Source organism: Paenibacillus sp. A3M_27_13, from assembly GCF_024213315.1.
Taxonomy (GTDB): Bacteria; Bacillota; Bacilli; order Paenibacillales; family Paenibacillaceae; genus Paenibacillus; species Paenibacillus polymyxa_B.
The window spans coordinates 113,372-128,045 of record NZ_JANAVE010000005.1 but is presented as its reverse complement, the minus strand read 5'-3'; the positions used below and the strand labels follow the sequence as shown (position 1 = coordinate 128,045).

The following is a 14,674-nucleotide window of genomic DNA, read 5'->3' as shown; positions in this document are numbered from 1 at the left end:
CAATATAATTTCCTCCTTTAAAAAGATTATTGAAATAAAATAGGATTATTGTAAATTTTTCATTCATTAACCACCTTACCTCCGGCCTACGCATTACGAGTGCTTCGTAATAGAATCAATAGAACTGAGCTTGTGGGAGAACGTATTTCGGTTCGACATACCGACTGCATTCATAGTTGTATTAACGATTCATTAAACCGATAAAAAAGCTTTCTATACCACCCTTTGGGGTGATTATAGAAAGCTAATCTGCTTTGCAGCTATAGTGCTCACTTAAAATTTTCCAGGGAACTGTTTGACAATGCCTTCTGTCAGGATGTCCGCTAAATGAATCATATGGATCTCGTTTTTGTCGGTTGATGCAATACCCGCTTTCCAATCTCCTTTGATATAGTCAAGAACTAATTCCGTAATCAACTGAAGGTGCGTATACAGCATATCTTGTAGTGTTTTAAACTGCCAGTTCGGATTCGCTGCACTTAAAAATTTGGCGATATCATCGGCGTTTGTACGCCAATCCGCCTCTAGCTTTTTCACATCCGCCTGATTACCCGCTTTAGCAGCCGCTACAATTTTCCCTGCGATTAGAATATGCTCCCTCAGAAGATCAGCCAGCTTATTACCAGCGGCTTCCCCATAATAAGGCTTGATCACATTGCCTATATCTTGCTGGTTCCGTAAAAGCCGGTCCAATACGTCCTTCTGATCTTGAAGATTAGATATGGCGCTGACAATATAGTTCCTCGTCCATATCGTATGGTCGATCCATACCTTCTGCATATCGCCTTTCAGTTGCACCATTTTGGAACTTAGGCAAGTAGAATCCTTCTCCTCCCCTACCTTCGCTTGCGCGACTACTAACGGAGTCATGCTAAAAACGAGCGCCAAGGTTAACGGCAATGCCAACAGCCATTTGTTTTTCAATTCATCTGCTCCTCTGTACTTTTGGAATAAAACAGGCTGTCTTATTATGGTTCAAATATCCGTTTTTAATTCAAAACACAAAAAAAGCCTGCCGGTGATTAGCCAGCAGAGCGACTTTATATACGCTTCAAAACATGAAATCATTAATGCAACAACAACCATTATCTTTATTTTTTTCAACATACGTATTTAGCATGCCCAATAGAACTTATTTCATATACACACATTAATTCTTTACTACTGGGAATCATAAATTTGTACATCATTAAAATAAACAAGGAGTGGTTTTATAATGGGTATCCTAAGCGGGAATCCAAAAGACGAGCCCATGCATTACGGAGAAATTTATAGTGTGTGGCAGTTGTCAGCGTTAGCGAAAGGCAGCGTTTCATTTTACCAAGCATGTTTAAACCACGCAGGAGACAAGGAACTCAAAAAAATACTGGATGATCTTATTGATCAAGCTAAACTGGAAATCCAAGAATGCGACGCAATGCTTACTGATAATGGGATTGCCCCAGCTCCTATTTTGCCTGAAAGACCCCCTGTGAAACTTGAGGATATCCCGGTTGGTGCAAGGTTTACTGATCCCGAAATTGCAGCTAAAATCGCATTAGATACCTCTGTGGGATTGACATCTTGCAGCCAAGCTATGGGTCAATCCATAAGAGAAGACATCGGGGCTTTATTTGCGAAATATCATCTAACTAAGACTGCTTTGGGAGTCCGTATTCTAAAAATGAACAAAGAAAAGGGTTGGCTAATACCTCCTCCTCTTCAATTAAAAAGACCTGAACCAGTTAAAGCCTAAATTTCCTGTACGATTCTTCAACACACCGTTCCTTAGATTGTTAACAAAAATCCCCGCCGACCAGTTAAGGTTTGCGGGGATTTAATCTTATTTAGAGTATTTACTTAACTTCACCGTTTGATATTTTGAGTAGATGTCTCCTTTGTAAGATATAAGGAGATAACAATCCTAAAGTTAAGGGCGCATGCAATTGTAGTTATAATATGAATTGATTGGGAGAAGAATGCTCCCTCCAACAAAAAAGCACGTCCTCCAAAAAGCTTGGAAGCCATGCTGTGCTTGAGTTTCATTGAATGCTGGTGAAGGGAATTGAACCCCCGGCCTACGCATTACGAGTGCGTTCCGGTACAGTTCAGGATAGATTAATGAATATCTAGAGGATGCCGTGATAAGTGGCATCCTTTTGTTCGCTAAAGGACAGTTAGGCCATAGCTAGTGCTACAATCGGCATGAGAGAAATTTCTCGAATAAATAAAAGCATCTTTTGGAAGTATTTTTCAATAGATAGATTAACTCAATTACTAAGGCTTGAACCAACAAAATCCATAGAGTGGTGACAAAGATGGCAGTCGATCTTAGCTATAAAAAGGAAAAGCATTCACATCCTTGACTTTCCCCTGCACGGGAAACTGTATACTCACATTATGTTATAGATTGGAGATGATATTTTGTTCAAAATCAGTGCATTTTCCAGGCTAAGCAAGGTCTCCTTAAAAACACTGCGTTATTACGACCAGATTGGCATACTTAAGCCGAGAAAAGTGGATTACGATACGGGCTACCGTTACTATTCCGCAGATCAGCTTCTTGAGCTCAACCGAATCTTAATCTATAAGGAATTGGGTTTTACATTGCCCCAAATTAAACAGCTGCTTCAGGAAGATATTTCATTGGAGAATATTCAAGGCATGTTTAAGCTGAAAAGAAGTGAAATCCAGCATATCATCGATACGGAACAAGCCAAACTCGTCAGGATTGAGGAGCGTATGCAGCTTATAGAAAAAGAGGGGCAATTCGAAACGGGTCAAGAAATCAGAGTCAAGGCAGATGGTGCTCAATCGTTTTTTTATCAGAAAACATGCGGGAAAGAAGAAGACATTCCGGATTTGTTACGTCAATTTGATCAGTTATTAATACCGGAAATTCGTCAATTGATTCAAGGTCCTCAGGTTGTTTTGTGGAAAGAAATCGACGGAAAAGAGGATGAGTTTGAGTTTGAAGTCGGTTATTTTTTAACCTGTGAACTGCGATCATTTCCAGAACCGTTTCGGCTACGGACTCTCCCTCCTGAACCGATGATGGCCACAATGGCTTTTCATTCAAATTCAAAATTTGATGGTGCGGCCTGTGTTCATTTAGCTAAATGGATTGAGAAAAATAACTATCAGATCAAGGAAAACGAATTAGGTAGGGAACTATATTTACCGTTAACTCCAGAACGAGATGCACAATTCATAGAAATACAAATTCCCATTATAAATAGATAACTGAAGAAGGTGGAGTGGGGTAAATTGAAAAATAAACGGATCATCTATGTCCTGGCACTGGCTGTTTTTCTGATTGGAACCATTGAATATATTATTACGGGAGTCATTAAGATGATCGCTGTGGACTTGGGAGTATCTACTTCAGAAGCTGGGTTATTGGTGACTGTGTTTGCTCTCGCCGCGGCCATTGTCGCTCCGATTTTGATTGCATTAACGATCAATGCAGATCGCAAGAAACTACTAATGACCACCCTTGGTGTGTTTATTGCCAGCAACGGACTTATGTTTGTAGATCTTGCTTATGAAACAGTACTATGGATACGAATTATCCAAGGGGCTAGCGGAGGAATCGCTACCGTTGTAGCCATGGCAGTAGCGACACGACTCGTTGAAAAAGAAAAAAGGGGCAATGCCATCGGTATCATTTTGATGGGGCTTAGCAGTTCGCTCGTACTCGGTGTTCCCATGGGCACATTTTTTAGTGAGATGTTTGGATGGAGAGTGCTATTTGTTTTAATCGGATTATTAAGTGTTCTTCCATTACTTATCATCTATAAAAAGGTTCCGGCAATCAAAGAAGAAGAAAAGGTTACCCTCAGAATGCAGCTCTCTATTTTAAGAAATCCAACCATTCTGATGGCCTTGGTTATTACGTTATTTTATGTCGGCGGCTATTCTACACTGTTTACTTATATTACGCCTTTCTTGCAAGCCACGTCCTCTCTTTCCATGACAGAAATTAGCGGTGTTCTGTTCCTGGCGGGCATTTGCAGCTTTGTCGGATCAAGAGTGGGCGGACAATTGGCAGATGCAAAGGGATCGAAATTTACCATTTGTCTCGGGCTCATGTTACAAGGGGCGACTCTTCTTTTATTCGCTCTAGCCGGAGTCAATCTCTTGGTATTAATCTTGGTTTTAATGATTTTTATGTTAGCAACTTGGAGTATTTCCCCGGCCCAGCAACTATATCTGGTTACTCTGGCGCCTCGAAATCCGGACATTGCTCTTAGCGTAAATACTTCGTTCATCCAATTTGGTTTTGCACTGGGATCTGGATTAGGCGGGCTAGTCATCAGTCGTACATCTGTCCTATATTTGAATTGGCTGGGTTTTGCCGCTGTAAGCATAGCTTTACTTCTTGCCATCTTACTATTTAAAAAAATGAGCAGTAGGACTAAAACTCCTACAGTTACTAAATAAGAAATGGACTGGACACCCACATCCAGTGCAATTTCAATGATGGTATATATCGTCTTAAAAGACAGAGCCTGGCTTAATGCAGCTGCAAACAGTTCTATATCCGATTTAACACTTTATATGTATGGTCCATGCTGATCACCTCGATAATTCATTCGGTGAACGATGTAGTAATTCCTTCAACAAAAATCCCCGCCGACCAGTTAAGGTTAGCGGGGATTTGCTTTGCTTACGTTTAAGCACCTCCGATGGTAACGTAAGGCTGAATACTATTGTGGTGGTTAAGGGCTTGATCCGGCACAGTAACAATAAACAAAAAGCTAGCCGCGATGATCAGCAGTACCATTTTTTTTAACATTGGTCATCCACACCTTTTCAATGAAATTTAAAAATGCTGCTTTAGTTTCTGAAACCGCATAATCCCGAAAATGTAAAAACAAACCCATACAGTTTATAAAATTAGTCTCATTATTTAATGTATGATAACTTACCATTGCATACATCAAATGTTTAAAACCATCAATGTAAGAGCCTCGATGTAAATAATAATAAGCTAACTCGTAACCAAACCACGCGATATAATCCGGTATCACCTGTTGGGTATACATATCATCTGATGATGGTTGCTGTTGTGCAAAAGCGTTTATTTCGGCTTCAAATTGTTGAAGTATACCTTCCACATCTATGTTATATTGGTTTGCTGAAATTATAACATTCAACAGTTTTGAGATTTTCTCATTCTCGTTAGTGGCTGATGTCACTGCAATATATTCAACATAATCTTGAAGCACACTTATATCTCCTGACAACAGTTTATATACGTAAGTATTACCTTCTGCCCAACTTTTAAACAAGCTAACCCAGTGTTGAGTGTCGTCGTCAGTCTCTTTGACCCAATCTAGATTAGCGTAGGTGTATGTATAATCTAGAGCTTGTTGATAGTCGCCTTGGGCTTCACAGACACTTGCACACAATAAATCGGCATATGAAATATATACAAACAACGGGCGACTTAGCTTCTTGGCAGACTCATCACGCTCTCGACTCTCTTGTTGATGTTTTAACGAATATTGAGCTTTCGCTTTCTGCTTCATTTTTTTCGCCGCTTCATCTACCTTGTTCCATTTACGCAAAGACCTGTACACATTAGCCAAGTCCTTCAATGAATCAAGCTGGTCTATTTCATCTAGGCGTTCAACAAAAGCTTCAAATATCGTAGCTGCACTGAGATTGCGACTTTGATCGTCTCCAACTTGAATCGTGAATATACGATATTGACAGATGGCTAAACGTTCAGAATGTTGGTACTTCTCCGCTTCAGCTACGCCCTCATAGAGCAGCAATGCAGCCTCATGTCGTCCCTGTGCTAATAGTACTTCTGCTATATCAAATAGTTTAGGCGAATAGAGTACGTTGTCCATAATGCTTCCCACCACTCGACGGATCGCATCCAGCTTGTCCAACTCCGCACAGCGAAACAAAAACGGCTCGATTCGTCTCATATTCGGGGGAGTGTCGATGATGTAGTTTTCTATAAATAAGTCGTAAAAGTAGCCCTCCGGTAAATCCATAGCTTCAGTAATTAGGTCAAGCTGGTTAACAGACATAGACTTATTCCCCGTCACAATAGCACTTACTATTCCCCTATTCATGCCTGCTATATGCCCGAATTGCGTTAGACTCATGCTCTCTTGTTTTAAGTATCTGTCTAATTCTGCTCGTATCGTAGGTGTATGCTTCATGCCATAGCCACCCTTCGCATAAACTTTCCATAATTTTTAAAAACATACTTCATTTTTCACCAAAATTAACCACCTGTCAATATACTATGCAACTAATGTAAGAATTCGATTTTTAGCATGAAACAAAACAAAGAACTAATTATATATAGCATAATAATCCTACTAAAAAGACCTCAGCGTAGAAGATTGTCCAAAACCACAAAAAAGCGCGCCCTCCAAAAGCTTGGAAGCCGCGCTGTGCTTGAGTTTATAGCTATGCTGGTGAAGGGAATTGAACCCCCGGCCTACGCATTACGAGTGCGTTGCTCTACCCCTGAGCTACACCAGCAGGTCAGTGTAACTGACAACAAAAACTATTATACTCTTAGTTACATAAAAATCAATCACTTACATCAACTTTTTCAACTAGGATTTGGATTTAGTTCGGTAACATTTCCTGTCGCGGTGCCCGATAGTTTCTCTGCGACGGAACGGAGCTTTTGGTGGCTGGAGGAAGGCTTGTCACGGCGATCATCAATTTTGACCGAGGTGGAAACACGCTTAGCTCCAGACAGGAATGGCGCTTCGTGCAGCGCAGCAATGGCGGTGAACACATCGTCCAACGAACCTTCAATAATCGTACTCATGGAGGTAAGCTCATAGGTAATTCCTTTTTGAGTCTTCAACACTTTTTGCATCTGGGCAACGTAGTCGCTCAGGCTTGTACTCCCCGTTCCAATCGGGATCACTGTCACTTCTGCAATAGCCATCGCCAAGTTCCTCCTTTTAATTTAAAATCGTCACTTCTTTAAAAATCTAAAACCTCAGTCCGATAGAACGAGCAACCTTATTTCACAAAAAAAGTTCATATGTATGCTGCTTGTTTCTGTAGGAAACATCTTTATCATTCATTGTACCGTTCAAACTGCCTCAATTCAAATACAGCCCGCGACTTCTCTGCATATTTTGATTTTCCATTCCTTTTCCTTTACGTATGGCTTCGAATGTTGCTATAATACTCCTTGCACTTATTTGAAATTTTAAGTTTATACACACAATATGTTGGGTTAAATATTCATAACACGTCTAAATATAGTGATGTAGCCGATAAATCGTACGGGAACCATCTTTTCCCCCTTCATTGGCAGGTGCATCGCTATTTCTATGTTATTGGATTACATACAGCCCCCAAATGCTGTCTGACCATCGCTTTTTTCGCCATTATCTTCTCATCATGATCATTTTCATGCTATTCCCAAGTATGATTCCAAATCAGGAAAGCGAGGAATTAATCCTATGCCACAACTCGTAACCAAACCAAACAATCGCCAGTTGGCTTTTGATGAAATACGCATTTCCGTATATGCCGACCGTGTACTCAGCGGGCTGGACAAGCTGGATAAAGATCGTCTCATTCGCGGTGTAACTAGCAAGCTGCGCCGGGACGAAGTCACGGGGGATGACATCAGCAACGCGTTTGCGATGGCTGCCCTTGAATTGGTTAGTAAGGAAGAACCGGACTGGAAATTTGCCGCTGCACGTGCTTTGCTCACTTCCTTGTATAAAAAAGCTGCTACTCACCGACGTTACAAATCCTATGCGGACGAGCCTTACGGCGCTTTTTATCCGCTGATTACCGATTTGGTCCAAAAAGGAATTTACCGTCAAGAACTGCTCGACTACTATACCAAGGAGCAGATTGATGAGCTGGGCGATTCCATATTGCCGAAAAATGACCTGCTGTTCGATTATATCGGGCTATTAACGCTGTCTGAGCGCTATTTGGCCAATGATTTTGATGGACGCGTAATGGAACTGCCGCAAGAACGCTACATGATCATCGCGATGTACCTGATGCACCAAGAGCCTGCCGACAAGCGTATGGAGCTGGTCAAGGAAGCATACTGGGCGATGAGCAACATGTACATGACGGCAGCTACACCAACCATGTCCAATGCCGGAAAAAAGGTGGCCGGACAGCTCTCCAGCTGCTTTATCGACACCGTAGACGACTCCCTGGAAGGTATTTTCGACTCCAATACAGATGTAGCCCGTCTTAGCAAAATGGGCGGCGGCATCGGCGTGTACGTCGGTAAAGTACGGGCGCGCGGGTCCGATATCCGTGGACATAAAAATACAAGTTCTGGCGTCATTCCGTGGATTCGTCAGCTGAACAATACAGCTGTTAGCGTAGACCAATTGGGTACTCGCAAAGGTGCAATTGCCGTATATCTGGACGTATTCCATAAGGATATCCTCGCGTTCCTTGACCTGAAGCTGAACAACGGTGACGAGCGGATGCGTGCACATGACGTGTTCCACGGCGTATGTCTGCCCGATCTGTTCATGGAGCGGGTCGAAGCACGTGGTGAATGGAATCTGTTCTGTCCGCATGAAGTGAAGAAGGTGATGGGCTGGAAAGATGACAACGGTCGTCCACTGGGCCTGGAAGATTTTTATGATGAAACCTTCGGTTCAGGTACCTTCCGCGAAAAGTATGAGGAGGCGTCACAGCATCCCATTCTCTCTCGTATTACAGTGCCTGCCATCGACATCATGAAGCGCCTGATGAAATCACAACTGGAAACAGGTACACCGTACATGTTCTATCGTGATACGGTAAACCGGGCCAACCCGAACCGCGCCCATGGTATGGTATATTCCTCCAACCTGTGTACGGAAATTATGCAAAACCAATCTGCAACTGTAGTGGAAAAAGAAGAACTGGTCACCAAGGACGGACAAACACGCATTGTTATTTCCAAAATTCCTGGCGACTTTGTTGTTTGCAACCTGAACTCCATCCATCTGGCTCGTGCGGTTCCGGCAGGTGTGCTGGATCGCCTCGTACCGATTCAGGTACGTATGCTGGATAATGTTATTGATATCAACAACATTGAAGTGCTGCAAGCACAATATACGAACAGCCAATATCGCGCTGTCGGTCTAGGTACATTTGGACTGCATCATCTACTCGCACTGGAAGGTATCCGTTGGGAATCCGATGAAGCGGTAACCTATAACGATCATTTGTATGAAAAGATTAACTACCTGGCAGTCAAATCCAGCATGGAGCTAGCGAAAGAAAAAGGCCGTTATGCGAAATTCGAGGGTTCTGACTGGTCTAGCGGGCACTATTTCACTTCCCGTGGCTATACGGACGGTACACGTGAAGGCAAATTTGTCACTACGTCCGAGTGGAGCGAGCTTGCAGAAGAAGTCAAACAAAATGGTGTCCGCAACGCATGGCTGTTCGCCATCGCGCCTAACGGTTCCACGTCTATCATCGCAGGCTCTACCGCCAGCATTGATCCATTGTATGAGTTGCTTTCCTATGAAGAGAAAACAACTTACAAGATCGCTAACCCAGCACCGGACTTGAACGAGAAAACCATCTGGTACTACAAGACAGCTTTCTTGCTGGATCAACACGCTTCGATCAACATGGCTTCTGCACGTCAGCGTCATATTGACCAAGGCCAAAGCTTTAACCTGTATGTACGGCCTGATATTAAAGCAACTGAATTTTTAGAGCTGCACATCCATGCCTGGAAATCAGGTATGAAATCGACCTATTATGTACGCAGCCGCGCACTGACGATTGAAGAATGTGATAGCTGCGCATCCTAAACTAAAGGAGAGAAGCTCTCATGCAGTTACAGAAGATTTTTAACACGGAAGCGCCAAATCGCTCTACCCGTATTATTGAAGGCGAAAGCTCCGGTATTTTGAATTGGAACGATATTCGGATGCCGCATATGTACAAACTGTATAAAGTACTGCTGCTGAACCACTGGATTCCAGATGAAATTCCGATGTCCAAGGACGCGTCCCAGTTCCCTGTGCTGGATGCCGAAGAACAGCGCACCTTCAAAATTAACATCGGCCTGCTGGCTGTGCTGGATTCCATGCAAACGATGTTTGTCGGGGATGTAAAACGCTATTTTACCGATTCCTCGCTGGAAGCTATTTCGGCGATTATCGGGCAGCAGGAAGTGGTGCATAACCAGTCCTACTCCTACGTTCTGTCTTCTTTGGTGTCAGATCAGGAACAGAAGGAAATTTTTGAATACTGGAAAAACGATCCTGTCCTGCTGGAGCGTAACACATTCATCTCGGATATTTACCAGGAGTTCCGCGATGAGCAGAACCCGCAAACCTTTTTCCAAGCGATGGTAGCCGATTTGATTTTGGAGGGCATTTTCTTTTACAGCACATTTGCTTTCTTCTACAATTTGGCCCGTGATCAGAAAATGATGGCAACCAGCCAAATGATCTCGTATATTCAGCGTGATGAAAATCAGCATTGCTACTTCTTTGCCGAAGTGTTCAAGCAGCTATTGTCCGATTTCCCTGAGCTGAACACCAAGGAAAATACGGACTATGTCTATCGTATGATTAACCGCGCTGTGGAGCTGGAAACGAATTGGGCGCATTATACGCTCAAAGAGGTTCGCGGCATCGACTTGAACGAGCTGAGCGATTATATCAAATACATGGCAAATATGCGCCTGAGATTGCTTGGTATGGACAAAGCATACGAAGGCGTAGATGTAAACTGTATGCCTTGGATTAAACCATTCTCAGACGAAGCGCTGAATGCGACAAAAACAGACTTTTTTGAAGCAAAATCACGCAATTATGGCAAGGTCGGAGATGACAACGGATTTGACGATTTGTAAGTCATAAGATACAGCCTTAACTCGGTACTTACCGGGCTAAGGCTTTTTTCATGAGAATTTACGCAAATACGCAAAAAAAATCATGAAACATCTGAATTACTATTCATATTTTCCTATTTGTACACGATATATATGAAGGTGAAAAAAATATAGTAAGGAGCATATTATGAAAAGCAGCGTTAAAAAAAGAATGGGATTACAATCCAAACTCTACTTCATCTTGCTCATTCCTTTAATAGTGATTGGCGTCATTGTTCTGTGGACGACCAATCAATCTATCCAAAATGCTTCTCTATCAACCATGCAGCTAAACAATGAAACGCTGGCAAAGAACACGGCCCAGTTACTGGACAAGTCCGCAGTCAAGAGCTTAAACACTAATTCATCTGAGCAAAGCAGCGAGTATAAGCAGCTTCGGAACGAGTTAAATACGCTCAGGTTGCAAACTGGAATCCTGTACATCTATATGTACAACCGGGTTGGAAATGAGTGGAAAATTACAGTGGATGGAGCCGCATGGGACGACAAAGACTACAGTCCATTCGGAACTCCTGTAAGTTTTACCCTTAAAGAAACGGAAGAGAAATTAAAACAAGGGGAAACGGTAACTACAGATATTACAACGGACCCTGAGTGGGGGACGATGTTTTCCTCCTTTACTCCCATTAAGGATACCGATGGAACCATCATTGGATATTTGGGAATCGACAGATCCCTGTCCTCTGTGACTGAAGTATACGAACATACCTTGCCCGAGGCCTACCGATTAGTTATCCCTGTTATCTCCATCATTCTGATCATCTCAATTGCGGCTATGATGCTGGTAACCCGACGGATACTGCGTCAGGTGAGATTTATTAAAAATACACTGGAGCAAGTAGCCGACGGCAACCTTACGGTTACATCGTCGCAAGTAACATATGATCAGTTAGGCGAAATCAGCAAATTGACGAACAAAATGGTGGAAGCCATGTCGAATATGATTGTGGATATTCAAAGCAGTTCAAGCACACTCCAGCACGCATCGGAGAATATCGTCGTGACAACGGAAGGAACACTCCACCAGACTGAGGAACTGTCCCGTACACTCCAGCAAATTGCCGATGTCTCTATTAACCAAGCGGATCAAGCGGTGGAATCGGTTCAACAATCTGATCGATTAGGACAAACGCTGGATGAAGTCGGAAGCCATGTGCAACAATTTACGGATACGGCCCATCATCTCAATGAGGTTCGTAATCAGGTAGCTAGTGAGCATGAACTGTTATTAGAGAAAGGACGAGAAAGCGCCTTGCGTATCAAGCAGATGCAGCGCATGTCACACGCGTTAACCGAAAAATCCCGCGAGGCGGCTAACATCGGTCAGCAGGTACAGGGCATCGTAAAGCAGACGCAGATTTTGTCCTTTAATGCCTCTATTGAAGCCTCACGTGCAGGCGAAGCTGGCAAGGGTTTTTCTGTGGTCGCTCATGAAATGGGACAACTTGCCCAGCAATCCGCCATATCGATTCGTGAAATCGATGAAATCTTAAGAAGCTTTGTTGAGCAAATTGAGCAAATGGGTGATCAATTTGATGAAAACATAAAGACCGTCAATGAACAAGAAGTACAAATTTCGGTATGTCTACAGTCTGTTGACAAAGTCACCCAGGTTTCACAGGAAGTTCAGGAGTTAGCTGCACATCTGGCTCAATTGACGGCAGAGATGCAAGAGGTACGTCACAGCGTAGATCAACATTTAAATCACACAGCCAGCGCGGCACAGCAGACTGCCGGAATGACAGAAGATGTATCAGCAAGCGCTCAGAAGCAGGCCCTAGCGGTAAAAGAACTATCCGAAGTAGCCCGCAATCTGACCACACTATCAAACAATCTGCAGCGACATGCTGACCAGTTCCGGGTGAAAAACGCTGAATAGTAAAAAAGGGATTACCCATGCATGATGAATTGTGACTCGTAAGATGAACCTTTGAAAAAGCGTTTCTTTTACGGGTCATTTGCGTTTTCAACAGATGAATACAAGATGTGTCTGGAGCGGATCAGTGGCAGATGATCTATGCGTGCGTGTCGACTAAGAGGCACTTCTTTTCTTTACATACTAAACATGCATCTGTGCTGATTGCCCATGATTGGCTATTTGCGGCTTCAGTTCATCCATGATGCATTCAGCCGCTTCCTCGCCAGCCTCGACGCATTCAGGCCATTTTGTAAAATCAAACGCCGCAATATGTCCGACTTCAGGGCGAATAACAACGTCTGCTAGCCGGAGACTATTATGCTTTCGTTCGGCGGTCATCAAGCTGTAAGAGCGGTATACAACTTCCACCATATTTCGCGGCGGCTTCTTTTCATGTCCCCGTGCCACATCAACAGCAATTACTAAACAATCTGCTTCCCGACTCATCTCTTCTACAGGCAAATTGTTTAATACCCCTCCGTCGACCAGCATCTTGCCTTCATGCATCACAGGAGCGAATAAGCCAGGAAACGCCATCGTAGCCCGCAGTGCTGTCACCAAATCACCTTGTTCAAAAATGAATTGCTTGCCTTCCAGTAAATCGACAGAAACAGCTTCAAAACGGATAAGAAGATCCTCAATCTTCTGCGTATGCTGTCCATACTGCTGCAGTAGCTCATTCACCACCGTATTCATGCTGTTACCGCCAATTAAACCACGATGGCGTATGCCGATATCCAACAGGCGGTATTTAGGTGTCTTTTTAATACAATCCAATAGAGCATCCGTAGGAACACCCGCCGCATAAAGTCCGCCAACAATGCCGCCCATACTCGTACCGATGATACAATCGACCTGAATCCCGTGTCTTTCGAACGCTCTCAGTACCCCCAAATGAGCAAGTCCTCTGACTGCTCCCCCACCCAAAACCAATCCTACCTTCGGCATATACGCAACCCCTTTACATGTATTTACTGCATGCGTCCAAACACACAAAAGACCCAAAAACTAAACGTAAGGAGGCCAGCTTCCTCTCCTCACAAATGACTCATTCCTGTTATATTCAAAAATGAAAAGCCTCGCTTAGAAAATCGGAAAGCAACCCTTTTTCCTCGTCAGAAAGATCCGAAATGGATTGCAGAAAACGGGAAACCAGCTCCGTAATTTCAAGGCCTAGTTCATCGTTCATCGTTTGTAAGGCCATACCCAACACAGTGCCAACAAACATGGTCATGCCAATTTCCTTGCTTGGCGCTGTAAGGACAATCCGCTGAATCCAGGGACCTCTTTTACCTCCCAGCTTCTTCAAGTACATCAAAAGCAGCCCTATAATATAGGCGCAAAAATTGATTCTGACACTGGCTTCAGGAATTTCAGCCCAAATTTTTCGGACCGCCTCATTGGGACCTGTATTGTTCAAATCCTTGAGCAGTCCCGAGATATTCTCGACGGTTTTTTTCCAATCCACCAGATCCACTAATTCATTCCGGGACTGGTTGAACAAATCCGAAGCTTTATCTGTAGGTACAAATACAACCTGTGAACGTCCGGTTACCTTGGTATTCACCTCATAGCTGCGCGTAATAAACCCGAGCTTTTCAATTTCTTTCAGCATGTCATAGGCCGTCCACTTACTAACCCCTAATGATTTAGCCAAGGCCTCATAATGAATAGGTAGTTTTGTTTTTTGGTACAGTTCCACTAATGTATGCAAAAATTGCAGTCGGCGTTTAGTAAGTGACACGATAGCGTTGTAACCTCCCTGTGTAATTCTCTATGAATTCGTTTTTGGGTTTTTTGTGTCTAAATATTAGCACTGAATACCCATATAAGCAAGCCTCATAATGATTATTGATTCTCACACAGCGGGCTGCTCTTTTACATATTTCCTTTTT

At 43.2% G+C, this 14,674-nt stretch carries 11 protein-coding genes and 2 tRNA genes; 6 read left to right on the top strand and 7 right to left on the bottom strand.

Going from position 1 to position 14,674, the window contains the following annotated elements:
• Positions 1-273: 273 nt before the first annotated feature.
• Complete coding sequence (locus tag NLX82_RS18550) at positions 274-924, bottom strand: glycosyltransferase (RefSeq protein ID WP_209435649.1); 651 nt, start codon at positions 922-924, stop codon at positions 274-276.
• A 292-nt stretch (positions 925-1,216) separates the two neighbouring features.
• On the opposite strand from NLX82_RS18550, the gene NLX82_RS18545 reads away from it, so the two are divergent.
• Positions 1,217-1,735, top strand: coding sequence for a DUF3231 family protein (locus NLX82_RS18545; protein WP_023986755.1), 519 nt, complete (start codon positions 1,217-1,219; stop codon positions 1,733-1,735).
• 297 nt (positions 1,736-2,032) lie between these two features.
• Here NLX82_RS18545 and NLX82_RS18540 read toward each other — a convergent pair.
• Positions 2,033-2,093 (bottom strand) — tRNA-Thr (locus NLX82_RS18540).
• 310 nt (positions 2,094-2,403) lie between these two features.
• Here NLX82_RS18540 and NLX82_RS18535 point away from each other — a divergent pair.
• Entirely contained in the window at positions 2,404-3,222 is an 819-nt protein-coding gene (locus NLX82_RS18535) for a MerR family transcriptional regulator (RefSeq protein ID WP_254348739.1), read from the top strand.
• A gap of 24 nt (positions 3,223-3,246) precedes the next feature.
• The gene (locus NLX82_RS18530; protein ID WP_254348738.1) at positions 3,247-4,422 is read left to right on the top strand and encodes an MFS transporter; all 1,176 of its coding nucleotides are present in this window, start codon (positions 3,247-3,249) and stop codon (positions 4,420-4,422) included.
• Between the two features lie 317 nt (positions 4,423-4,739).
• Here the strand turns inward: NLX82_RS18530 and NLX82_RS18525 are convergent, their stop codons facing one another.
• The 3 genes from NLX82_RS18525 to NLX82_RS18515 all read right to left on the bottom strand — a co-directional run bounded on the left by NLX82_RS18525 (position 4,740) and on the right by NLX82_RS18515 (position 6,910).
• Positions 4,740-6,161 carry a transcriptional regulator gene (locus NLX82_RS18525; RefSeq protein WP_254348737.1) on the bottom strand — a complete coding sequence of 474 codons (1,422 nt, stop codon included), beginning with the start codon at positions 6,159-6,161 and terminating at the stop codon, positions 4,740-4,742.
• Positions 6,162-6,417: 256 nt separating this feature from the next.
• Positions 6,418-6,489, bottom strand: a tRNA-Thr gene (locus tag NLX82_RS18520).
• A 73-nt stretch (positions 6,490-6,562) separates the two neighbouring features.
• On the bottom strand, positions 6,563-6,910 hold the full coding sequence (locus NLX82_RS18515) for an MTH1187 family thiamine-binding protein (RefSeq protein WP_013308518.1): 348 nt from the start codon (positions 6,908-6,910) through the stop codon (positions 6,563-6,565).
• Between the two features lie 526 nt (positions 6,911-7,436).
• Between NLX82_RS18515 and NLX82_RS18510 the strand changes: the two genes are divergently transcribed.
• From NLX82_RS18510 to NLX82_RS18500, 3 genes are all read left to right on the top strand, one after another.
• Positions 7,437-9,770 carry a ribonucleoside-diphosphate reductase subunit alpha gene (locus NLX82_RS18510; RefSeq protein ID WP_254348736.1) on the top strand — a complete coding sequence of 778 codons (2,334 nt, stop codon included), beginning with the start codon at positions 7,437-7,439 and terminating at the stop codon, positions 9,768-9,770.
• Between the two features lie 20 nt (positions 9,771-9,790).
• On the top strand, positions 9,791-10,822 hold the full coding sequence (locus NLX82_RS18505) for a ribonucleotide-diphosphate reductase subunit beta (RefSeq protein ID WP_023986750.1): 1,032 nt from the start codon (positions 9,791-9,793) through the stop codon (positions 10,820-10,822).
• Positions 10,823-10,988: 166 nt separating this feature from the next.
• Positions 10,989-12,740 carry a methyl-accepting chemotaxis protein gene (locus tag NLX82_RS18500; RefSeq protein ID WP_023986749.1) on the top strand — a complete coding sequence of 584 codons (1,752 nt, stop codon included), beginning with the start codon at positions 10,989-10,991 and terminating at the stop codon, positions 12,738-12,740.
• Positions 12,741-12,920: 180 nt separating this feature from the next.
• Here NLX82_RS18500 and NLX82_RS18495 read toward each other — a convergent pair whose 3' ends face one another.
• Together NLX82_RS18495 and NLX82_RS18490 are read right to left on the bottom strand one after the other, a co-directional pair.
• Positions 12,921-13,727: a patatin-like phospholipase family protein gene (locus NLX82_RS18495; protein ID WP_075153623.1), complete on the bottom strand. Its 807-nt coding sequence runs from the start codon at positions 13,725-13,727 to the stop codon at positions 12,921-12,923.
• Positions 13,728-13,842: 115 nt separating this feature from the next.
• Complete coding sequence (locus tag NLX82_RS18490; RefSeq protein WP_075153622.1) at positions 13,843-14,523, bottom strand: LexA family transcriptional regulator; 681 nt, start codon at positions 14,521-14,523, stop codon at positions 13,843-13,845.
• Between the last annotated feature and the right edge of the window lie 151 nt (positions 14,524-14,674).